Consider the following 23,319-nt stretch of genomic DNA (forward strand, 5'->3'; position numbering starts at 1 on the left):
AAAAGCCCAATCTATGATAGATTGGGCTTTTTTTAATGGTTAAATTCTTTACCTGTTAAATGTATTGTGATAAAATGAATTTAAGATTTTAGGAGATGGTAAAAGTGAATATGAGTAGAAAAAAAGGGATTTTAACAGTTCTTTTGGCTCTTGTTTTAGTTTTTGTATCCCTAGATTTTGGCTTTTGCTATAAGAAGGTATTAGCAGACAATGATGCAACTGTAAGCATTGATAAGTCAAATTCTTGGGAATCAAACGGCGAGTATTTTGCGCAGTTTAACATTACAATAACTAACAATTTGTCAAAAAGACTAACAGATTGGCAGTTAAAGTTAGATAAGGGTTCTTTTAGCCTTAGCCAATCTTGGTGCTGTAGTATCACTGATTGCGGAAGTTACTGGCAGATAAGTCCAGAGTCTTACAATCAAGTGATTGAAGCTTCTATGAGTATTTCTAACGTCGGCTTAATTCTTAGTTCTAGTGGGGAGACAAGTCTTGGAAATGTAACTATTGTAACAAGTTATGAGACAACTTCTTCCACAAATCCAACAAGTTCTAGTAATGAATCAAATAACATCACAAACACCACAGCTACTGATTCAACTAGTGACTCTAATGGAAGTATAACTAATGCAGCTAATGAGCAGCTAAGCGAGCCTGTGGCAGAGGAAAATCAAGAAGGGGAGCTCTTAGATTGTGGCAAATGTGCACTAATCGGGGCAGAACTACATTTTCCATATGCTAATGGAGCCTTGGCTTCAGCGAAAACTGCAATTGATTATTCTAATGAATCTAAGGAATTAGTGGCAAAGGAAAGAGAAAGTACAGAAGCTACAACTAATGAAGAAGAGGTGACTACAGGAGTCGTTGCCTTAGAAGACACAAAAAGCGCAGATAGTGCAGTTACAAATAATGAAGAAACAGCAAATTCAGGGGATAACAGTCAAATCACATATGGATCTGCAAGAATTCCAACAGGCAGAGTGAGAGTTTCGGGAAGCCATTTGGTGGATTTAAGCGGAAGCCAAGTGCAGTTAAGAGGGGTTAGCACACATGGAATATCCTGGTTTCCAGAGTATTTAAACAGTGCGGCACTTTCGACTTTAAAGAATGACTGGGGCATCAACGTAATTCGAATTGCCATGTACCCTAAGGAATACGCTGGTTATTTATCAGGTGGGGATAAGGAAAGTCTAAAATCCAAAATCGATGAAGGGGTTAAGGCGGCAGCCAATCTAGGTTTGTACGTGATTATTGATTGGCATGTTCTAAATTATAATCCTAATGAAACCAAGGACGAAGCTATTGCTTTCTTTAAAGAAATGTCCAATAAATACAAAGATTATGAAAATGTAATTTATGAGATTTGTAATGAACCAGTTGGAGCAGAGTGGTCAAGTCAGATAAAGCCTTACGCTGAAAATGTTATTTCAGCTATTAGGGAAAATGATTCTCAGGCCCTAATTATTGTTGGCACCAACACTTGGTCGCAGGACGTAGATGCAGTTGTAGGCAATACTATTGATGATGCAAATGTGTGCTATAGCCTACATTTTTACGCTGCAACTCATAAAGAAGCAATACAAAATAAGTTAAAATATGCCATTAATAACGGAGTTCCTGTATTTGTATCTGAATGTAGCATTTGTGATGCTTCAGGTTCAGGTGGAATTGATTATACATGGGCAAATTCGTGGCTTAATTTACTAAACGAAAACAATATAAGTTACATAGCTTGGAGCCTTTGCAATAAGCAAGAAACTTCAGCTCTTATTAAGTCTTCTTGTTCAAAAACAAGCGGTTGGAGTGAAGATGATTATAGTGATGCGGGAAAGTGGTTTATGAAAGCTATAAAAAATCAGTAAATGTCCCTTTTGTTCAAAAAATAATTTTGAAAATATTGGACATTTTGTTTACAAAAGTTTTCAATGAGACTATACTATGCAATGTTGTGTCAAGATAGATAGGAGGCTTATGGACGTAAAATTAATTGCTCTAGATTTAGATGGAACAACACTGAATAATAATGGAAAATTATCCGAAGAAACAAAAGATGCTTTAATGACTGCCATGGATAATGGAGTTAATGTGTGTATTGCTAGTGGACGCGCATTTGATGCTCTTCCAGAAGAAGTGTTAAAAGTTCCTGGCATTGAATATGCAATTACAAGTAATGGAGCGGCTATCTATAAAGTTAAGAACAAGGAGCTGATAAAGGCTTATAAATTATTAGCGAGTTCTGTGGATTTAATTTTAAGCATGTCTAAAAAATACAAAGAAATAACATTTGAGTGCTTTATTAATGGAACGGCCTACGCACAAAAGGATTATATTGAGAATCCTCTTATCGTAGGAGATAAAGTACGTTCGGTAGAATACATAAGAAAAACAAGACATCCAATTGATAACATTGTAGAGTTTATCTCAGATAATAAAGACAATTTAGATTGTATGAATATAATATTAGGAGACTTTGATGTTAGAGAAAAGATTATAGATGAGATAAAATCTTTAACATCCGATGTTTATATTACAAGTGCTAGTCCTGTAATGCTTGAGTTTTCCTATAAGGATTGCGGAAAAGCGTCAGGTCTTAAATTCCTTTCAGAGTACTTAGGGATTGATAGGGATTTAATAGCAGCATTTGGTGATGCAGATAACGACATAGATATGATCAAATTTGCGGGAGCAGGCGTAGCAGTAGCTAATGCCAATGATGCTCTTAAAAAAGAAGCTGATTATATAACACTTTCCAATGACGAGGATGGTGTAGTTTATGCACTTAAAAATATCCTCGAAATTATTTAACTTGAAAACTTAGACTTGAAAATTTGGAGGACAACTATGAAGTTTGGCAAATTATTTGAAGTGGTAAAGGGCTTTTTGTCTGTTTACTATAAGCAAAGTTTGATTGGACTTGCAGCAGCGGCAGTTACGGCAACAGCAGTAACAGGAACTGTAATAGCAGTTAATTCTAATAGTTCAAAGGTTGTAGCAGAGGAAACTAGCGAGGCTACAATGGAAACAGAAGAGATTACTGAAAATGAAGAGACAACAGAAGAGACATTAGAAGAGACAACAGAAGTGGCAGCAGATACTGAAATTGCTACTGAAGACACAACAGTAACAGATGAAAAAATTCGTGATATGATAGAAAGCGGAACAATTGAAGTTATTCCTATAGAAGAATTGGAAGTAGCAGAAGTGGATACTTCTAATAAAAGCGAAGTAATGGGTGGTAACGTAGAAGTTGTTGATGATTCAGAAGCAATGGTAGCAACTCCAACACCAGAAACACAAGCTCCAACAAGTGGGGCAACTCAGAGTCAAGAGACAACAAATCAAGAAACAACAACATCACAGGAAACAAGTTCGTCACAACAAGAAACTACAACACAGGCTCCTACAACTACAGAGGCAGCAACAACACCAACTAAGACAGAATATGCAACTATTGTAAATGGAATAGATGTATCTAAGTGGCAGGGTTCTATTGATTGGAATCAGGTAAAGGCATCTGGTATTAGTTTTGTTATGATTAAATGTGGTGGACGATACACTGGTGATGGTGGATTGTATGAAGATTCATGCTTTAGACAGAATATCCAAGGTGCACTTAATGCAGGATTAAAAGTGGGAGTTTATTTCTTCTCACAGGCAACTTCTGTAACAGAAGCCTATGAAGAAGCTTCCCTATGTATAGATTTAATTAAAGATTATAATATTACATATCCAGTAGCTTTTGACTGGGAATCAGCAAGTGGTTACAGAGTGGCATCAGCTAATTTAAGTACAACTGCTTTAACAGAAATTTGTGAAACATTTGCAGATACAGTAAAGAGTTATGGCTATACACCAATGATTTACTTTAATAGAAATGATTGGAGATATTCAGTTAATACATCTGTACTTACAAGTAAGTATAAGGTATGGCTTGCAACATATCTTTATAAATATCAAAACACAGATGCAACATGGCAGCAGGGTGATGGCTTATTAAATTATAGTGATATTCCTTATTGCATGTGGCAGTATAAATCTACAGGTAGCGTACCGGGTATTAGTGGAAACGTTGATATGGATATAGCCCTGTTTGATTATAATTGATGAGTATTAGAATTAAATAGCATAATAATTATCACAGCTTATCTTTTTTTAGAAGGGTAAGCTGTGATTTTTTGCTTATTAAATGTACAAAAAATCATAAAAAATTTGACAAAAAATTAAAGCATGATACTATCAATTTGTTCTGCAAAATAAAAAGAGCACTAATCAAGGAAAGCTGGAAACTATGTCTTGATTAGTGCGAGCGTACTATAAAAGTAGTACTCGAACATCGTACAATTTCAGGCCTACATTTCGATATGTAGCCCTTTTTATTATAAAAAAAGGAGGACTAGATATGAAGAATCTGGCAGTTAAAAGAGAAATTAGCCCCAAATCCATAATTTATTATTATATAAGCAAGATACCTAGATTCATGATTTTAATGCTTATTGGCTCATTGTAAAGAATTCCTTGGATATTTTAATTGCTGTATCAAATTCCAAATATTCGATTATTATTTACCATTAGCATCCAGGGCAACGATATTATCATCGCCACTGGCAATGCTATAAGGTAAAACAATGTGTTGAATCAATAAAATCACATAATGTCTATACTATTGAAGAATAGATGATGAATTATTAATTCATAATGGCTTTTTTTATATCTTGATAGTTCAAATAGTATTTGCCATCAGTGCCTTTATAATAGGCATTTAAATGTGTTCCAGTGTATCTAAGACACTCCGGACATTTATCTTTGTATACGGATGTGTAGTTATAAAGAACCACAATTTTAAGATTATCACGTTTAGCTTTTTCGCATTCATATTCGATGAAACTGCGTTGGTCTACGGTACTACCATGGGTGCAGGAGCTAAAATAGGAGCTGTAATTATTACAATATCTGCAAGCGCCTTTTGTAAGCTTATCTGTATTCTTTCCTACGATTAAGACAAATGTTTTTGATGCATTCAATCTTTCAGAGAGGGAACGTTTAATGCTACAGGCTAAGCTTGTATCTCTTGCTTGGGTTAGTTCATGAGCATCGACGAAATCCAGCAATAATCTATCGTCATTATTCCACTTATATAGTTGTGAAATTAAATTCTGATCTCCTGTCCAATCGCCAGCTAAATATGTTTTGGTACGATACATAGGGGACCTCCTTTCTACAAAATTATTTCAGTAAGCTCATCATGTGGAAAAACAATAAATATAGATCCTTGAATGAGCCGTATGTTACTCAGTAAAGTTTCTTTAATGATGTCATAAGATTCTTGATAAGATAAACCGGCACGAGAAAGTCCAGTGCCTAATAGTGGTAGATATAAGGAATATCCTTGACCATGAGAGTTATGATATTCGACTAGTGTCTTTACTGAATTACCAATGTCTTCAGCTGAACTTTGGGCATTGTTGTTTTGGTTGAACTGTGAAATTGCAGTTAGGTAATAAATGCAATTCTTGTCTTCTATTACAGCAATAGTTCCGATGGGATAACATTGAGTTTTAGTGTTATCGGATTTGGATGTTGAAGATGGTTTTATACCATCTATATCCAGACTTCGCTGGATGCGTTTATCTAAATTCATTAATCCTGATTGTTCGGCCCTAGTTAGCCATTGGCCATGGATAGATGTTGCCGATACTATAGGTTTTGGTTCGCCCTCGAATTTCCTTGTGACGTGCGTTTCAAATGAGGTGTTTACAGGAATGACAACTATATTCTTGTCTTTTCCACGATTATTGAAACCAAATTTGAATAAATCACCCTCTATAACCGTTATGCGATTCTTTCCACGTTTCCAAATAATTGATGGTGTTTCATCAATTTTGTTATTTTCAGAAATAGCAGTACGCAATTCTTGGGTTAGTAATTTGGCTAGCATATTCCTATCTTTATATAGGATATCACGACTGCTGTCCGTTTTATGGGACAGATTGAATAGAGCGTCTTGTAAAGCTGGGATTTTTGCTTCTTCAAGAAAATCATCTATATAATCTTTGAAGTGTGATTCGATTTTTTCATCGATGCCGATTATTGTTAAAGCATCCCGTAAAGCTTTAGGAACATCTTTTTCTGATTTAGTAGTTCGCTAACGCGTCCCTTATTAAGCCATAATGGTTCTTTGTTTTTGTTCTTTATGTTTCCGGCATAGACTAAGGGTGAAATGAAATCATTAAACATATCTTCATCAGATGCATTAGGGTTCTTGTGAAATGGCTTTATGGTTTTAAATAGAACTGTTAAGCAGGCCATTGTCTTTTGTTCTCCTTTCTATCGTAACTTAACGTAACTTTATAGTAACCGTGTGGGAACGAGTTATTCTTTCTTCAAGCCTAAAATGAAATTACAGAAACCAAGTTGGTTATGAATTTTATTATAGGAGGAAGAATAAATGAATAATTCTTCTACAAAACAAAGTAATGTGTCAAGAAGTGGTTTGCAGGACATTTGGAATGCGTTCATGGTCGAGGGTGCAAAATTCTCTGTCAATGATATTCCGATATGTCCTACGACAGCTTCAAAAATTCCGTCAAAACTTATTTCTTTTGATGATGCTAAAGCAATTCACAAAAGAGAAATGCAAAGAGGAAACAAAGAATATAAAGTAGATGGTTTTGTTCACTTCTTTATTGATGATCAAAAGTTTGACGGAAAGCGTAGTAGCATATGGTTATATCCCCAAAAAGCCTTAGAAATCATTAAACATTTTTCTGGAATTATAGCTCCGGATTTTTCAACCTATGCTGACTTTCCTGAACCACTTAAAAAGTGGAATTACTACCGTATGTGTGCCTTCGGATATTGGGCTGGTAAGCAAGGCGTTCCAGTCATTAGTAATTGCCGCTGGGGAACTGAAGAAACTTGGATATATTGTTTCGACGGTAATCCAAGCAACAGTATGCTTGCAATAGGTGTTGTGGCAAGCGGCATTAGGCATCTTGAAAACAGACCATTGTTTGAAAAAGGGTTGTTTAAAATGGTTGAGCAGCTTCATCCTCACACAATCATTGTTTATGGATCTGCTAATTACACCTGTTTTGATGAATTAAGAAAACAGGGAATAAAGGTTGTCTCATATCCAAGTAAAACGAGTTTAGCTTTTGCGGAAAGGAGAGCCAATGAGTAAAGCAATTAGCGGAAAATTTTCCGGTACAAAAGGTGAAGGTGCAGCACTTGTTTCTCAATTAGATGCAAGTGGTGTAAAATATAATAAAAAGGACGTTGTTGCAATTACTAAGGATCTTGATAGCAACATAGTATGGCTTGAAAAGGGTCATCTCGGGAATAAACCGTCGGGTTTGGCTCATATTATTGAAGAGCATGCAGCTGACTTTGAAAAACAAAATATTTCGCGAGATGAGATTCCACAGTATATTATGCAAGCGGTAAAGAGTGGAACCATAGTTGGCTATCAAGGTCGTGGAAAAGGGCGCCCAATTTATGAATTTATTTATAAAGGAAAGACCCGACGAGTAGCAATTTCAATTGGTAGTAATGGCTATATCGTTGGTGCAAATCCTAAATCAATTTAAAAGGAGAAATCACATGAAAAAATTAAAATTATCTCTTGAATATCAATGTTATCCTATTTGGAGTTATGATGAAGATGGTTCTTTAATAGACAATGATTTGCCGGAAGAACTTAGAGACGATGAAGAGCTTGATAATCTGTTGTTAGATATCCAGGAAACTTTCGATGGATTATACATAGATACACCAAGCGAATTTACCTCCAACGATTTTTCTTCAGATGACGAGAAAGAGGCGTTTCAATCTAAAATAGATAAGGCATTAAATCTATTGATAGACCGATACGGAAGTGAGTATGAAATCGAATCCAAGTATCTAAAAAACTCTCGATAAAGCAATTATTCTTATGAAATTCTCATTTTATTTATAACAGCGAAAGCAAGGAAAAGACCATGTTTTCGCTGTTTTTTATTATACTCCCATTTAGAATGAAAGTATATAAGCAATTACATCGCCGATATTGTCGTCAGCAACAGGCTCATACTATTTTTCTATTATTAATGCTGGCGAAAAATAACGTGTTGAAAAAATGCTAAAAAATGTGTAAAATAGATTGGATTGTCTTTTACAGTTCAATCTATTTTTTTTAGTTGGATATAGGCGAAAGCTTATAAAATAGTTTAGGAGGATATTATGGATTATCAGAAGTTAGCTAATCTTTTATTTCCTGATGTAGAACATACACCAGAGTATTATGAAGAGAAATTCCCATATAGAAAGTTACCTAACGGTGCTGAGGTTACACGTATGGCTCCATCACCTACAGGTTTTATTCATTTAGGTAACCTTTATTCAGCATTAGCTGATGAAAGAATTGCTCATAGAAAGGGTGGAGTTTTTTATCTTCGTATCGAAGATACAGATGAAAAGCGTAAAGTAGACGGTGCCGTTGATATTATTATTAACGTTTTAAGATATTTTGATATTGAATTTGATGAGGGTGCAGGTTTCGATGATTCAGATCCTCGTAATGCTTATGGTCCTTATTTCCAGAGACAGAGAGTAGAGATTTATCATACATTTGCAAAATCATTAGTTGAAAGAGGTTTAGCTTATCCTTGTTTCGCAACTGAGGAAGAACTTGAAGAAATCAGACAGAAGCAGGAAGCTAATAAGGAACTTACAGGTTACTATGGAAAGTATGCTATTAGCCGAGACTTATCTTATGAAACAATCGAAGAGAATATTAAGGCAGGTAAGCCTTATGTATTAAGACTTCGTTCACAGGGTAGCCCAGATAAGGAAATCACATTTGTTGATAGCATTAAGGGTGAAATTAAGTTACCAGAGAATATTCATGATATCGTTCTTTTAAAGAAGGATGGTATTCCAACATATCACTTTGCTCATGCAATTGATGATCATTTCATGAGAACAACAACAGTTATTAGAGGTGGCGAGTGGTTATCTTCTGTTCCTACACACTATGAATTATTCCATGTGTTAGGATTTAAGATGCCTAAGTATGCTCATACAGCTCACCTTATGAAGTTTGATGAAACAACTGGTGGTAAGAGAAAGTTATCTAAGAGAAAGGATCCAGAGTTAAGCCTTGATTATTACCGTAAGGATGGTTACCATCCATACACAATGAAGGTATATCTTCTTACACTTCTTAACTCTAACTTTGAGGAATGGCATGATAAGTATCCTGATAAGGATATTAATGAATTCCCATTTACAGTTGAGAAGATGAGTGTTTCAGGTGCTCTTTTTGATAAGGAAAAGCTTCATAACATTTGTAAGAACGAGTTCTCTAAGTTATCTGAGGAAGACGTTTATGAATTCCTTTATAACTGGGCTATGGAAAATGAACCAGAGAAGGCTAAGATTTGGTTTGCTGATAAGGAAAAGATGCTTTCTATTCTTCGTTTATACATGGGTGTTGGTGCTAAGAGAAGAAGAAAGGATCTTATGTATGCTAGACAGATTCTTAACCTCTTTGATTACTTCTTTGGCATTGATGCAGTAACTGAACCATTTATTGAAGGTGGAGAAGTTGATATGAATGGTAAGGAAAAGGATGACTTTAGATTAGATTCTGAAGAAATCAGCAAGATTTTAACAGCTTACCTTGCTAAGTATGACCATAACGATGATAATTCAGCTTGGTTTAACAAGCTTAAGGAAATCGCTGATGAATTAGGATATGCATCAGATATGAAGGCTTATAAGGCTAATCCAGAAAACTTCAAGGGCTCAGTTTCAGATATTGCTGAAGCTGTAAGAATTGCAGTAACTGGTAGAGCTAACACACCTGACCTTTGGACTATTGTTCATATTATGGGTGAGGATGTAATGAGAGAGAAGATTCAGGCTTGTATTAAGTAAGATGAGTCTAGAAAATTGAATAGAAAATAATCCAATAAATATTGTGAAGAAGGAATTGGCTCACTTCGTGAGCGATTCTTTTCACAAGGAATGTCAACAAATTAGCTAAAGCGAATTTGTCGACGTTCACAAGGAGTGACCGCCATAAGAGTTGCCTAGCGGCAATAGGCGGTCACGTGTAGCAAGGGATCTGCCCACTTCGTGGGCACCTTGCTACAGGTGACAGTTCATTTGTACCATCCTGTCGTTAAATAAAACTAGGGCTAAATTCTGAATTTATGCCCCAGAAGTGTTTTACTCTGGGGCTTTATTTATTTTTAGTCTGATGGTGCATGATAATTAGTGTTTTAGTAGTGTTATAAGGAGAAATTATTATGTATAGTGTGACAACAAAAGCTGAATTCGATGCGGCACATTTTCTTGCCGGTTACCCAGGTAAATGTAAGAATCTTCACGGTCATAGATGGAGTATTGAGGCAACTCTTAAGGGCGAGGAGCTTGATGAGCTTGGCATGTTAGTTGATTTTACTGACATTAAGAGAGACTTAAAGGAGATCTGCGATAATTTTGATCATAGTTTAATAATGAAGAAGGATAGTTTAAAGCCTGCAACTCTTGAAGCTTTAATGGATGAGGGCTTTAAGATTAACATTATGGATTTTATGCCAACTGCTGAAGGTTTTGCAAAGTTTTTCTTTGAGGAGTTAGAAAAGAAGAATTATCCTATCGTAGAAATAAAGGTGTATGAGACACCAAAGAACTACGCAACATACACAAAGTAATAGTAGAAAAGGAATTGAATAAAATGGACATTAATTATGAGTTAAAATTTCCTTTAGTAGAACATTTTATAAGTATTAATGGCGAGGGTAGAAGAGCGGGTCAGTTAGCACTTTTTATTAGACTTGCAGGATGTAACCTCGATTGTAGCTATTGCGATACTAAGTGGGCTAATAAAGCAGATGTTAAATTTGAGAAAAAGACAATAAGAGAAATCGTTGATATTGTTAAGAATTCTAATTGTAAAAATGTGACATTAACAGGTGGCGAACCTCTTTTAAAGAAGGATGTGGACCAACTTATTGCAGCTATTTTAGAGTTAGATGACATTAGACTTGAAATTGAAACAAACGGAAGTCAACCAATTAAGAAATATGATGATTGGGAGCGTCGTCCGGTTATGACTCTTGATTATAAGCTTGCAAGTTCAGGTTGTGAGGCAGCTATGAATACAGAAAACTTTAACTATCTTCATAAGGAGGATTCAGTAAAGTTTGTTAGTGGCAGCAGAGCTGACCTTGAAAGAACACTTGAAATCATAACAAAATATGATTTAACTTCAAAAGCAAATTGTATTATAAGCCCTGTGTTTGGACAGATTGAACCAGTGGAAATCGTTGATTTTATGAAGGAGCATGAAATGAATGATGTCTTTTTACAGTTACAGATGCACAAAATCATCTGGGACCCAAACAAGCAAGGAGTTTAATGCGTGAGGTCCCCCCTGTCATAACTAGCGCAGCTAGTTGTGACCAAGCGTCAGCCCTTCGCGAAGCGAATCTAATGGCTGATGTTCCCCCCCGGCAGCAGTTAGCGAAGCTAACTACGACAAAATACATTAGAAAAGGAAGGTTAAGATTATGGCAGAGAAAAAAGAAAAAGCATTAGTACTATGTAGTGGTGGAATCGATAGTACAACATGTCTTGGTATGGCAGTGGATAAATATGGTAAGGAAAATGTTGTAGCTCTTTCAATTAGCTACGGACAGAAGCATGACAGAGAAGTAAAGAGCGCTAAAAAGGTCTGTGAATTTTACGGCGTTGAGCTCTATACTCTCGATTTAGCAAAGATTTTCACATATAGTAATTGTTCCCTTTTAAAGGGTTCTGAAGAAGAGATTCCAAAGGAAAGTTATGCAGAGCAGTTAAAGGAAACAAATGGAAAGCCAGTTTCAACTTACGTTCCATTTAGAAATGGTTTATTCCTTTCATCAGCAGCAAGTTTTGCTCTTTCTAAGGAATGTAGCGTAATTTACTATGGTGCTCATGCAGATGATGCAGCAGGTAGTGCTTATCCAGATTGCTCAACAGTATTTAATGATGCTATGAATAAGGCAATTTATGAGGGAAGTGGAAAGCAGTTAAAGATTGTTGCTCCATTTATTAATTCTCATAAGGCAGATGTAGTAAAGGAAGGCCTTAGACTTGGCGTTCCATATAAGTACACATGGAGTTGCTATGAAGGCAAGGATAAGCCATGTGGCGTTTGCGGTACATGTATTGATAGAGCGGAAGCTTTCAGACTTAACGGAGCCCCAGATCCAGCCCTAACATACGAGTTTGAAGATTAATTTATAGACTAATTAGCCGGAGGTATAATATGAGTACAACAAGAAAACCAGAAGAGAGAGAAAATGTTACATTATTAGGTCAGGCTGGCGTTAAGTATAAGTCAGACTACGCACCAGAAGTTTTAGAGACATTTGTTAATAAGCATCCAGGAAATGACTATTTTGTAAAGTTCAACTGTCCAGAGTTTACATCACTTTGCCCTATTACGGGACAGCCAGATTTTGCGACAATCTATATTTCCTACGTACCAGGAGAATTAATGGTGGAGAGTAAGTCGCTTAAGCTTTACTTATTTAGCTTTAGAAACCATGGCGATTTCCACGAAGATTGCGTAAACATCATTATGAAGGATTTAATTAAGCTTATGGATCCTAAGTATATTGAGGTTTGGGGAAAATTCACTCCAAGAGGAGGAATTTCTATTGATCCTTACTGTAATTACGGTAAGAAGGGTACTAAGTGGGAAGAGGTTGCATTTGACAGATTAACTCACCACGACATGTATCCAGAGAAGGTTGATAATAGATAAGTTTCTTGTGGTTGCCCTCTTTATGTGCTATTATTTAGTTAGATATTTTGGAACAATATAATAGGGGTTAAATAGTTGAGGGTAATTTATGGAAGCTAAAAAAGCTAGTAAAAAGAGTCCTAAAAGTATTCGTAACCAAATGATGAGAGCAGCAACAATTCCAGCTGTTTTTATGCTTGTGATTATTGTGTTTGTTTCTCATGCTATGATGCGTAATGCTATTGATAATAACATTAAGCAGAACCTAATTGATTTTGCGAATACTGCAATTAACATGATGAATAGAGAGAATCCAGGAGACTACACTAAGGTGGGAGAAGAGGAGGTCGCAATTTATAAGGGTGAGACTCTTCTTAATAACAATTACGATTTAATTGATTCCTTGGTTGATGGAACTAACATGGGAATTACATTTTTTTATAATGACCTTAGAGTAATCTCAACTCTTAAATATAGTGACGGAGCGCGTATTGTAAGCATTGCTGCACACAGTAAAGTTAAAAAAGATGTACTAGAAAAAGGCAAGTCAAAGTTTTATAATAATGTCACTTTGAATGGAATCAATTACTATGCATATTATAAAGTTCTCTATAATTCAGATGGCTCTATTGCTGGAATGGTAGAGGTGGTTAAGCTTGCCAATCAGGTCAACACCTACATTTTACTAAAACTGATTCCAGTTTATATTATTGGAACTATCGGAATAATTATGATTGGCTTTATTAGTTATAAGAGCACAGGAAATTTCGTTTCTGTGATTTCTAAACTTGAGAAGCAATTTACTAAGGTATCTAAGGGTAAACTAGATGGCAGTCTAGATCCTAATATTTTGAATAGAAATGATGAATTTGGAAGTATGGCCAAGGCCGTTGTGAAAATGCAGACAGCCCTTAGGGCTATGATTGAACTCGATACTTTAACCCAGATTAACAATAGAAGGCGCGGTGATACAAGGCTTAGAAGCATTATTAACCGAGCTAGAGAAAAGGGAACTGAGTTCAATGTAGCAATTGGGGATATCGACTATTTCAAGAAAGTTAACGATACCTATGGACACGATGCGGGAGATGCAGTCTTAGTGGCTGTTGCCAACATTTTAAAGAAAGGAATGCAGGGCAGAGGCTTTGTTGCCCGTTGGGGTGGCGAAGAATTTCTAATCGTGTTTGATAGGATGGATTATGACTCATCAATTAAGCACCTAAATCGAATTCTTGATAGAATCAGAGCGGAGGTTGTTCACGTTAATGGTTATGAGATTTCTGTAACTATGTCCTTTGGGATTACTAGAGGTAAGGAAAACGACGAGAACAACTTAGTCATTAAGAGAGCCGACGAGCTCTTGTATACAGCTAAGTCCACAGGAAGAAATCAAGTTGTATCAGGATTTTAGCTAGATTATATATAAGGTGGATATACGGTTATGGAATGTAAACATATAGATATATCAGATGAGATATCTACAGCTATAAAATCAAAAACTCCAATAGTTGCCCTTGAAGTGGCATCGATTTTTCTTAACTTACAATATCCAGAGAATGTTGAATTGGTTAAGTCATTAATTAACGCAATTAAGGAGTATGGCGTAGTTCCAGCTCTTATGTATGTTGCGAATGGAAGAATAAAGGTAGGTTTATCGGATTCTGATATAGATTTTTTAGGTCATAATAGGGAAAATATATCTCGAATTAGTAAGCGAGACTTACCCATTGCACTTGCTGCTAATGAAACTGGCAATATGCTTTTATCTGCAGTTATTTACATAGCTTCAAAGGTAGGCATAAAGGTAGTTTCAGCCTCTTCAATTGCAGGTGTTAATAAGGAATTGCTAGAAGGCTTTGAAAGCTCTTATGATATTGAGTCTTTATCAGCAAGCAATGTGCTACTAGTATGTTCAGGCATTAGACCCGGTTATAACATCAAGGAAACTATGGCAAAGCTTGAGGAAAAGGAAATTTATGTAGCTGGCTTTAAGACTGATTACTTACCAAGCTTTTATTACTCTAATTCAGATGTAAGACTTAGCTATAGACTTGAGACACCTCAGGCTATTGCTGTAAGTTACAATATTAAGAACGCCTTAGAGATTGATTCTTCTTACTTACTTTTAAATCCAGTTTCAAAAAGTCATGAGATAAATGAAGAAGACATTGAAAAGGCCATAACAGAGGCTTTTAATGAGGCAAGACAAAGAGATATTAAGGGCACAGATTTTAATGACTACATGTTTAGACGAGTAAGGGAGTTAACTAACGGTGCTAGTAAGACTTCATTTTTACATAACATCAATAGTAACGCTCAGCTTGCAGCTTGGATATCCTTTGCAATGTTTAAAGAAGGCACGCCACATGTGGTTAAGGCAAATGTATCTGATAACATAAAGAAGGTAGCAGACCCTATTCTTACTGCAAACTCTAATAATAATTCCTCTAAGATTATGGATTTTTATTTATGGCTCTTTGCAGTTAAGAGATTTGCTCAGACCTATGATGCTTGCAAGATGATTTTTAATAATCTTTCCCCTGAGCGTCAGGCTAGTTTAAAAGAGGAGTTTGAAAAAACTATAAGTTAAACAATTCATTGAAATAAAGTGTTTTTGTGTGATATAATTTCAAATGTATGTAGTAATATAGCATGTTTTCGAAAGAAGGCATGCTAAACTTATGGAAAGAATTTTGCGAGGAAATGACAATGGAATTATGGGATATCTATAATGTTAATAAAGAAAGAACAGGCAGAACCATGAAGCGTAACGATTGGAACATGCAGCCGGGAGATTATCACCTAACAGTACTTGGCGTAATTAAAAGACCTGATGGTAGATTTTTAATTACAAGAAGAGTACTTACAAAGGCTTGGGCTCCAGGGCATTGGGAAGTTTCCGGTGGTGCTGCTATGGCTGGTGAAGATTCCATCGATGCTGTAAGAAGAGAAATTAAAGAAGAGACAGGCATTGATGTAACTAATGCTAAGGGCGGTTACGTTTTTAGTTATAGAAGAGATAATCCTGAAGAGAAGGATAACTACTTCGTTGATATCTATCGATTTGAGATGGATGTTAAGGACGAGGATGTTAAGTTACAGGAAGAAGAGACACTAGGTTTTAAATTTGCTAGTTTAGATGAGATAAAGGAAATCGCTGATCGCGGCGAATTCTTACATTACGAAAGTATAAAGAAAGTTTTTGAAGATTAGAATTTAAGGACAAGTCATTTATTTTAATGGCCTGTCCTTTTTTGAATGCAGTGTAAGCAATCCCCCGCTTCAAAAGCGTAAGCTTTAAGCGGGGGTATAAAGCTTACTAGTGTCAGAAGGGGTTAAAGCCCCTTCTGACAGGTGGCACAAAGTGCCACTGCGTTCATGAGGAAGTAGCGAAGCGGATTCCGAATGTCCGCTTTACTGCTTATATAACTACTCTGCGTATGGGCAGAAATATATGGGGAGGCTTATATGATTAAGTACATTAAAAAATACTGGTGGGCAGCAGTTCTAGCCCCACTATTTATGATTGGGGAGGCCAGCATGGACCTCTTACAGCCAAGACTTATGAGTAAAATTGTAGATGAAGGTGTTCTTGGCCTTTCAAATAACGGAGTTGGTGACCTTGGACTAGTTATTAGACTGGGCCTTATGATGATTTTCTTTGTGTTTATTGGTGGTGTTTGTGGCATTATGTCCGGAATTTTTGCCAATATCGCAGGTCAGAATTTCGGTAATGATGTTAGAAAGGATTTGTTTAGTCGTATAATGAGCTTTTCATTTTCACAGACAGATGAATTCTCCACAGGCTCTCTAATTACAAGGGTTACTAATGATGTAACTCAGGTGCAAAATTTCGTGCAGATGGCCCTTCGAGGTTTTGTTAGAACCTTTATTCTCTTTATTGGCGGCCTTTTTTGCATGCTCAGTCTAAACTTAAGTTTTGGCGTGGTTATTGGAATTTCTCTACCACTAATCTTGCTTTGCGTAATATATTTTATTGCCAAGGCCAATCCTAAGTTCACAATTCTTCAAAAGAAACTAGACAACTTAAATAACGTTATGCAGGAAAATGTAGCAGGCTCTAGAGTTGTAAAGGCTTATGTTAGAGAGGATTACGAAAAGAAGAGATTTGGAAAATCCAACGATGAATTAGTAAATACCCAGCTTGACGTACTCTTACTTCTTTCTTACATGACTCCGATTATGAACGTGATTCTTAACTTTTCAGTGGTTGCCATTATTAAGGTGGGCCAGATTAATGTTATGAATGGTAGCGTCACACCGGGGGAGGTTATGGCGGCCATCACTTACGCATCACAGGTTCTTAATGCAGTTATGCGTATGAACATGATTTTCCAAAATGCATCTCGTGGTATGACATCTGGAAAGAGAATTTTGGAGGTGCTAAATTGCCTTCCAGAAATTAAGGATGGAGATTTTGAAGGATTTAAGGGAGACGACGGAAGTGCAAGAGACGAAGAGAGGGATAAGAAGCCTGGTGATATTATTTTTGAAAATGTATCTTTTGCCTATCCTACACAAAAAGAGGATTTAATTATCAAGGACTTTAGTTTACATATAAGGCCGGGAGAAACCATTGGAATCCTTGGGGAGACAGGTTGTGGTAAGTCTAGCTTGGTAAATTTAATTCCTAGATTTTATGATGTAAGTTCAGGAAGGGTGCTAATTGATGGCGTGGATGTTAGAGACTACAAGCTAAAGGCTTTAAGAGATAAGATTGCTATCGCCCTTCAAAAAAGCGAAATCTTTAGTGAGACTATAAGAGAAAATATTTATTGGGGTAAGAAAGACGCAGACTATGACAGAGTTATGCATGCTGCTAAGATGGCACAGGCCCTAGAGTTTATAGAGAATAAGCCAGAAGGAATTGGCACAGTAGTAACTCAAGGGGGTACAAGTCTTTCTGGTGGCCAGAAGCAAAGACTAGCTATTGCTAGAGCTGTAATTAAGGGGGCGGATATCCTTATATTTGATGATGCTAGCTCAGCTCTTGATTTAAAGACAGAGGCTAATCTATACAAGGACTTAAAGGAAGAATATCCTAACACTACTAAGATTATTGTGGCTCAAAGAATTGCATCTGTTAAGGATGCAGATAGAATCGTAATTATAGATGAGGGCAAGTTATCAGCTGTGGGAAGTCACGAAGAATTGCTAAAGATAAGTCCAATTTATCAGGATATCTATAATTCACAGTTAGGGGGTGGCCAGATTGCAGAATAATACATCAAACCTTTCAAAACAGGCAGATATGAAAAATTACAATAATATGATGGGCGGCAAGGGCCCTAGAAATAGAGGAGCAGTGGTTGAGAAGGCTCAAAACGCAGGAGTTACCCTAAAAAGACTAGTAAATTACTTTAAAAAAGAGTTAAATACTGTGGCTTTACTTTTACTTGCGGTATTAATCGTTGTAATTGCTAGTGTCTATGCCCCAAAGCTTCAAAGTAATGCCATTGATAGTATTACAGATGGAAACTACAAGGCAGTAGGACCAATCCTTGTTGTTATGCTAATTACCTATGGAATTTATAGCCTCTTTAGTTTTGTACAAACTAGACTTAGCGCCATGCTTAGCCAAAGGATTGTAAAGAGACTACGAGAGGATTTGTTTGATTGCATCGTTAACCTACCTATAAAGTACTTAGATGCCCACTCTCACGGTGACATTATGAGTAGAATGACTAATGATGTGGAAAATGTATCTACAACTATTTCCCAGAGTTTATCATCACTATTTTCCGGTATCCTTACAATTATAGGCACAGCCCTTATGATGATCTACTTATGTCCGAAGCTTGCTGCATTTTCCATAATCACAGTAATTCTTACTTTGCTTGCCACTAAGTATTTATCAAAGGCCATGAGAAAGTTTTACATGAAAAGACAGGTCTTACTTGGTAGTTTAAATGGTACTGTTGAAGAGATGATTACAGGCTACAAGACAGTAACAGCCTATAATAGACAGGAAGAGGTTTTAAAGGAATTTGCCAATACATCAAATAATCTTACAAGAGTTGGTATTGTGGCAGAGGTTTTAGGAAGTTCTATGGGACCTATTATGAATGTCATTAATAACATTGGTTTTGTAATTATTGCGGCCTTTGGTGGATATTTTGCCATAAATGGGGTGATTTCCGTTGGCGTAATCTCTGCCTTTATTGTCTATGCTAAGCAGTTTGGTAGACCTATTGATGAGCTTGCAAACATTTATGGCCAGATTCAGACAGCCATTGCCGGCGCTGAACGTGTCTTTGCCATAATGGATGAGCCAAAGGAGGATAAGTCAGGAACTAAGCTTATGGATTCTTCAAAGGGACTCATTAGCTTTAAAAATGTAAACTTTTCTTATGTGCCAGAAAAGCAGGTTTTATATGACTTTAACTTAGAAGTCAAGGCAGGGGAAAAGGTGGCACTAGTTGGTTCTACAGGTAGTGGAAAGACAACTGTTGTAAATCTATTAATGCGTTTTTACGATATAGATAGTGGCGAGATTTTAATTGATGGTGTGAATATAAAGGACATTGACTGTAATAATCTAAGAAAGAATACAGCAATTGTTCTACAGGATACAGTGCTTTTTGCAGATACTGTTAAGAATAATCTTAAGTACTCTAATTTAGAGGCTACAGATTTAGAGGTGGAAGAGGCTGCAAAACATAGTCATTGTAAGAACATGATAAATCATTTTAAGAATAAATACGACTTTAGATTAGCTAAGGAAGGACAAAACATTTCCCAAGGACAAAGACAGCTCCTAAGTATTGCTAGAGCTTTCCTTGCAAAGCCAAAGATTCTTATATTAGATGAGGCTACTTCTTCTGTAGATACAAGAACAGAGAAGAGAATTCAGGATGCCATGGTTAATCTTATGAAGGATAGAACTAGCCTTATTATTGCTCATAGACTATCAACTATTCAGGATGCTGATAAAATTGTGGTTATGGATCAGGGAAAAATAGTAGAAATAGGCAATCATAAGGAATTACTTAAGGCAAAGGGACGTTATTACGAGCTTTATATGACTCAGTTTGCAGGTCAGGAAATTTAGATTTAATAATATATTAAGATTGTGATTATAGGCAGTTTTTAGAATATGGTATATAATAATATTGATGTAATTTTTTGATGTGATAAGTTATTGAATTTAAATAAAAGGAATACTGAGTAATGATGCGTACAGAAAAGAAAACTTCCGCAAAGAATAGTGCTGGACGTCTGATTATGGCTGCCCTTATGTTTGTTTTACAGATCGTTTGGACAGAGACTTTAGTACTAATGGTATTTAATTATGCGGCAAGTATCAATTTAGTTTTTACAATTATAGCGATTTTTATTGTGCTTAAGATGCATGTAAAGACAAGTAATGCCTCAATGCGTTCACCTTGGATAATAGTTATATTAAGCTTACCTGTTATGGGTGTTCCACTTTATTTTCTATATGGAAGATCCGTAATTACTAAGAAAGCTAGAATTAGATTTGAAAATATGGTAGAGGAAATTGATCCTTTTATGGTTCAAGATGAAGCAGTGGCAAAGGAACTTGAACAAAAGGATAAAGCTATTTCAAATGAATTTAAGTACCTTTATAATCACATGGCTTTTCCAGTACATAATAAGACAGCAGTTGAATATCATGGATGTTCTGAAGATGGGCTTGAAAGCTTGATATCTACACTAGAGCTTGCAAAGAAGTTTATTTTTATGGAATACCACGCAATAGAAGACGCCACAAGCTTTGGCAGAATTAAGGATGTACTTATAAGAAAAGCGGCAGCAGGAGTCGAAGTTCGTCTTTTTTATGATGATGTTGGTAGTATATTTTTCTTAAATAAGGACTTTATTAAAGAGATGCGAGAAAAGGGCATAGATTGTCGTGTCTTTAATCCGGTAAGTGCAGTCTTTAATATGTTTATGAATAATCGAGATCATAGAAAGATTACAGTAGTTGACGGCCTTTATGCAGTGACTGGTGGTTATAATCTTGCTGATGAATATTTTAATATTACTCACCCATATGGGGAATGGTATGATACTGGAATCAAGGTAGTTGGAAGGGCTGTGCATAATTACACAATTATTTTCCTGTCTATGTGGAATTCTATTAAAAAGACGGATGAAGATATTAGCAAGTATATTGATATAGACTATTCTCCAGTGGAATATTTAACAAGAGATAGTAAGGCTTATGTTAGCCCTTATGCAGATAGTCCTCTTGGAGAAGATAGGGTTGGCGAAAATGTATATCTTAATATCATTAAGAATGCCAAGGACTATGTCTATATCACTACACCTTATCTTTTAATAACTGATGAGATGAGAAGAGAACTTACACTTGCAGCAAGACGCGGGGTAGATGTAAGAATTGTAACTCCAGGAATACCAGATAAGAAGCTTACCTATTCAATGACACGTTCATATTATCCTGGCCTTGTAAAGCACGGGGTTAGAATTTATGAATATACACCAGGTTTTATGCATGCTAAGCAGTGGGCATGCGATGATGAGATTTCAGCAGTTAATACAATTAACATGGATTTTAGAAGTCTTTATCATCATTTTGAAAATGGTACTCTTATTTACGATAAAGATACAGCAATAAGTGTTAGAGAAAACTTTGAGGAAATATTTGAAAAATCAGTGGATGTAACTGAGAAGTACTCTGACTATAAGCATCAGCACTTAACACTTTGGCAGTGTTTAATTAGATTAATTTCTCCATTGTTCTAAGTTGCGATTGGGAATATATTGGTGTATATTTAACACATGAGACGCCTTTGGCGCAATTAAAAAGTTATATGAAATGAGGTATTATGAGAGAAGAAACAGTTACTGTTAAGATTGATCATCCCTTGGGCAGTACAGACGAAGACAACCCCTCGATAGTGTACCCTATTAATTGCGGGTACGTAGAAAGAGATTGTGAGATAGGGCAAAATGGTGAATTTTCTAGACAGGAGGCCTATGTATTAGGCGTGGATGTACCACTTGATGAATTTACAGGAGTTTTGACCGCAGTGGCAAGAAGAAAGGATGATGCAAACTCAGTTTGGCTCGTAGTTCCAGAGAATATCCATTATACAAGACAGCAGCTTGAAGAAATGATATATTTTAGCGAGCAGTATTACGATGGTTTTGTAGAGGTTATTGATGATGAAATCTGGGATGGCTACGATTGTGATGAACACAGACTTGGCCTTGATGTTAAAAGAAGTCAGGCGAAATCACTACCAGAGGGAGTTTATCATGTAGTAGTAATGGTTTACACGATTACGAAGGACGAAGGTAAGATCTTAGTTACCCAGCGTTCTCGTAATAAGACTTATCCCCTTAAATGGGAAGTTACGGGAGGTTCAATCCTTAAGGGTGAAACTGCAAGACAGGGAGCAGCTCGTGAACTTTTAGAGGAAACTGGCATTAAAGTAGCGCCAGAAGACTTAATTCCTCTATATGAATTTTCAGATGCAAGAAAGCATGTGATTTACCATAGTTACATTAATTTGATTGAATCAGAAACCAAGATTAAACTTCAACTTGGAGAAACTATGGACTATAAGTTTATACCTTATGAAGAATTTATTGAGATGGTGGAATCAGAAAGATTTGTACCATCAGAACAGAAAAGATATGGCAGATTTAAAGAACTAATTAATGAAAAGGTTCATGAATATATTTAGAATTAGAGGTAGAGATGGCAGTTAACAAGAAGTATGAGAGACAGTTAAAGAAGGGTGTTTTTGAAATACTTGTGCTTCAATTACTAAGCGAAAAAGAGAAATATGGTTATGAACTTCTTACAGAGATGAAAGAGCGTAGTAACGGAATGTTTAGCGTAAAGGAAGGTACTTTATATCCAATACTATATAGACTTGAAGACGAAGGTCTTGTGGTAGCAAAGTGGACACAGCCAAAGGAAAGGGAAATTAGTAGAAAGTATTATTCAATAACAATGCCAGGTTTAGTAGTTCTAGATGAACTAAAGAATTTGTGGACTGAATTTTATACGAATGTCAATAATATTCTACAATTTTAAATTGATAAAAATTATCAAAAACTAAGATAAGTGAGGAAACGCCTTAATTACAGGAGTTTCCTCCTATTTTTTTGTTTTTAAGATTGGATAAAAGAATAAATTAATCATTGACAAAAAAAGAATTAAGAGTAATAATATAACTGTACTAAGACGGTTAGTACAGTTAAGACACATGATAAGATGTTGATACACTAAAGAGCGCGTAAGCGCTAGAATTAAAAATCGGCACCCGATAAGGCATTTACCATAACGGATGCTACAATATATATGTTATCTAACCTTTATCCCAATACAAGAATAACTATTAGGGTGCTGATTTTTAACAAAAGAATTATAATTTGCCAGAGACTGTAGTAAATTTTAGAAGATAATTTTCATTTTATATATTCACATTTTTAAAAACACCAAGAAACAATAAAGAATAATATGTAACATTAACTAGTAAAGTATTGGATTTTGTAACATGAAGATAAACTAAAGACATATA

Annotated in this window: 22 protein-coding genes; 19 read left to right on the forward strand and 3 right to left on the reverse strand. The window is 35.9% G+C overall.

The features are described 5' to 3' along the window. Positions 1 to 110: 110 nt before the first annotated feature. From G600_RS15090 to G600_RS15095, 3 genes are all read left to right on the forward strand, one after another. On the forward strand, positions 111 to 1,865 hold the full coding sequence (locus G600_RS15090) for a cellulase family glycosylhydrolase (protein ID WP_051195450.1): 1,755 nt from the start codon (positions 111 to 113) through the stop codon (positions 1,863 to 1,865). A 109-nt stretch (positions 1,866 to 1,974) separates the two neighbouring features. Beyond that, positions 1,975 to 2,808: a Cof-type HAD-IIB family hydrolase gene (locus G600_RS0108995; protein WP_027431646.1), complete on the forward strand. Its 834-nt coding sequence runs from the start codon at positions 1,975 to 1,977 to the stop codon at positions 2,806 to 2,808. A gap of 36 nt (positions 2,809 to 2,844) precedes the next feature. Continuing rightward, complete coding sequence (locus tag G600_RS15095) at positions 2,845 to 4,107, forward strand: glycoside hydrolase family 25 protein (protein WP_051195451.1); 1,263 nt, start codon at positions 2,845 to 2,847, stop codon at positions 4,105 to 4,107. 581 nt (positions 4,108 to 4,688) lie between these two features. Here the strand turns inward: G600_RS15095 and G600_RS0109010 are convergent. From G600_RS0109010 to G600_RS0109020, 3 genes are all read right to left on the reverse strand, one after another. Continuing rightward, positions 4,689 to 5,204: a TIR domain-containing protein gene (locus G600_RS0109010; protein WP_027431647.1), complete on the reverse strand. Its 516-nt coding sequence runs from the start codon at positions 5,202 to 5,204 to the stop codon at positions 4,689 to 4,691. 14 nt (positions 5,205 to 5,218) lie between these two features. Then, a complete protein-coding gene (locus tag G600_RS0109015; RefSeq protein ID WP_027431648.1) occupies positions 5,219 to 5,938 on the reverse strand; it encodes a macro domain-containing protein in 720 nt (239 codons plus the stop codon). A gap of 155 nt (positions 5,939 to 6,093) precedes the next feature. Then, a complete protein-coding gene (locus tag G600_RS0109020; RefSeq protein WP_027431649.1) occupies positions 6,094 to 6,309 on the reverse strand; it encodes a hypothetical protein in 216 nt (71 codons plus the stop codon). A 139-nt stretch (positions 6,310 to 6,448) separates the two neighbouring features. Here G600_RS0109020 and G600_RS0109025 point away from each other — a divergent pair, with 139 nt between their 5' ends. From G600_RS0109025 to G600_RS0109110, 16 genes are all read left to right on the forward strand, one after another. Next, positions 6,449 to 7,183, forward strand: coding sequence for a DUF4417 domain-containing protein (locus tag G600_RS0109025; protein WP_027431650.1), 735 nt, complete (start codon positions 6,449 to 6,451; stop codon positions 7,181 to 7,183). Next, the gene (locus G600_RS0109030; protein WP_051195452.1) at positions 7,176 to 7,589 is read left to right on the forward strand and encodes a hypothetical protein; all 414 of its coding nucleotides are present in this window, start codon (positions 7,176 to 7,178) and stop codon (positions 7,587 to 7,589) included. The genes G600_RS0109025 and G600_RS0109030 overlap by 8 nt, the downstream gene beginning before the upstream one ends. Positions 7,590 to 7,602: 13 nt before the next feature. Then, positions 7,603 to 7,920 carry a hypothetical protein gene (locus G600_RS0109035; protein WP_027431652.1) on the forward strand — a complete coding sequence of 106 codons (318 nt, stop codon included), beginning with the start codon at positions 7,603 to 7,605 and terminating at the stop codon, positions 7,918 to 7,920. A gap of 300 nt (positions 7,921 to 8,220) precedes the next feature. Next, a complete protein-coding gene (gltX, locus tag G600_RS0109040) occupies positions 8,221 to 9,918 on the forward strand; it encodes a glutamate--tRNA ligase (RefSeq protein WP_027431653.1) in 1,698 nt (565 codons plus the stop codon). Positions 9,919 to 10,292: 374 nt separating this feature from the next. Then, complete coding sequence (queD, locus tag G600_RS0109045; RefSeq protein ID WP_027431654.1) at positions 10,293 to 10,700, forward strand: 6-carboxytetrahydropterin synthase QueD; 408 nt, start codon at positions 10,293 to 10,295, stop codon at positions 10,698 to 10,700. A gap of 23 nt (positions 10,701 to 10,723) precedes the next feature. Further along, on the forward strand, positions 10,724 to 11,407 hold the full coding sequence (gene queE / locus G600_RS0109050; RefSeq protein ID WP_027431655.1) for a putative 7-carboxy-7-deazaguanine synthase QueE: 684 nt from the start codon (positions 10,724 to 10,726) through the stop codon (positions 11,405 to 11,407). Positions 11,408 to 11,558: 151 nt separating this feature from the next. After that, positions 11,559 to 12,269 (forward strand): 7-cyano-7-deazaguanine synthase QueC, encoded by a 711-nt coding sequence (gene queC, locus G600_RS0109060; RefSeq protein ID WP_034246089.1) that lies wholly within the window; start codon positions 11,559 to 11,561, stop codon positions 12,267 to 12,269. Positions 12,270 to 12,298: 29 nt separating this feature from the next. After that, positions 12,299 to 12,799 (forward strand): preQ(1) synthase, encoded by a 501-nt coding sequence (gene queF / locus G600_RS0109065; protein ID WP_027431658.1) that lies wholly within the window; start codon positions 12,299 to 12,301, stop codon positions 12,797 to 12,799. 88 nt (positions 12,800 to 12,887) lie between these two features. Next, positions 12,888 to 14,189 (forward strand): diguanylate cyclase domain-containing protein, encoded by a 1,302-nt coding sequence (locus tag G600_RS15100; protein WP_051195453.1) that lies wholly within the window; start codon positions 12,888 to 12,890, stop codon positions 14,187 to 14,189. A 30-nt stretch (positions 14,190 to 14,219) separates the two neighbouring features. Next, entirely contained in the window at positions 14,220 to 15,368 is a 1,149-nt protein-coding gene (locus tag G600_RS0109075) for a pseudouridine-5'-phosphate glycosidase (RefSeq protein ID WP_027431659.1), read from the forward strand. 119 nt (positions 15,369 to 15,487) lie between these two features. Further along, positions 15,488 to 15,991, forward strand: a complete 504-nt coding sequence (locus tag G600_RS0109080) for an NUDIX hydrolase (RefSeq protein ID WP_027431660.1) — start codon at positions 15,488 to 15,490, stop codon at positions 15,989 to 15,991. Between the two features lie 255 nt (positions 15,992 to 16,246). Further along, positions 16,247 to 18,022 (forward strand): ABC transporter ATP-binding protein, encoded by a 1,776-nt coding sequence (locus G600_RS0109085; RefSeq protein WP_027431661.1) that lies wholly within the window; start codon positions 16,247 to 16,249, stop codon positions 18,020 to 18,022. Beyond that, the gene (locus G600_RS0109090; RefSeq protein WP_242826374.1) at positions 18,012 to 19,850 is read left to right on the forward strand and encodes an ABC transporter ATP-binding protein; all 1,839 of its coding nucleotides are present in this window, start codon (positions 18,012 to 18,014) and stop codon (positions 19,848 to 19,850) included. Before G600_RS0109085 ends, G600_RS0109090 begins: the two co-directional genes overlap by 11 nt. Before the next feature lie 119 nt (positions 19,851 to 19,969). Further along, positions 19,970 to 21,529: a cardiolipin synthase gene (cls, locus tag G600_RS0109095; RefSeq protein ID WP_034246093.1), complete on the forward strand. Its 1,560-nt coding sequence runs from the start codon at positions 19,970 to 19,972 to the stop codon at positions 21,527 to 21,529. A gap of 83 nt (positions 21,530 to 21,612) precedes the next feature. Further along, positions 21,613 to 22,476 (forward strand): NUDIX hydrolase, encoded by an 864-nt coding sequence (locus G600_RS15105; protein ID WP_051195454.1) that lies wholly within the window; start codon positions 21,613 to 21,615, stop codon positions 22,474 to 22,476. Between the two features lie 14 nt (positions 22,477 to 22,490). Next, positions 22,491 to 22,832: a PadR family transcriptional regulator gene (locus G600_RS0109110; protein WP_027431664.1), complete on the forward strand. Its 342-nt coding sequence runs from the start codon at positions 22,491 to 22,493 to the stop codon at positions 22,830 to 22,832. Positions 22,833 to 23,319 lie beyond the last annotated feature (487 nt).

Origin of the sequence: Lachnospira multipara ATCC 19207, from assembly GCF_000424105.1 — a bacterium.
In the GTDB taxonomy this organism is placed as follows: domain Bacteria; phylum Bacillota; class Clostridia; order Lachnospirales; family Lachnospiraceae; genus Lachnospira; species Lachnospira multipara.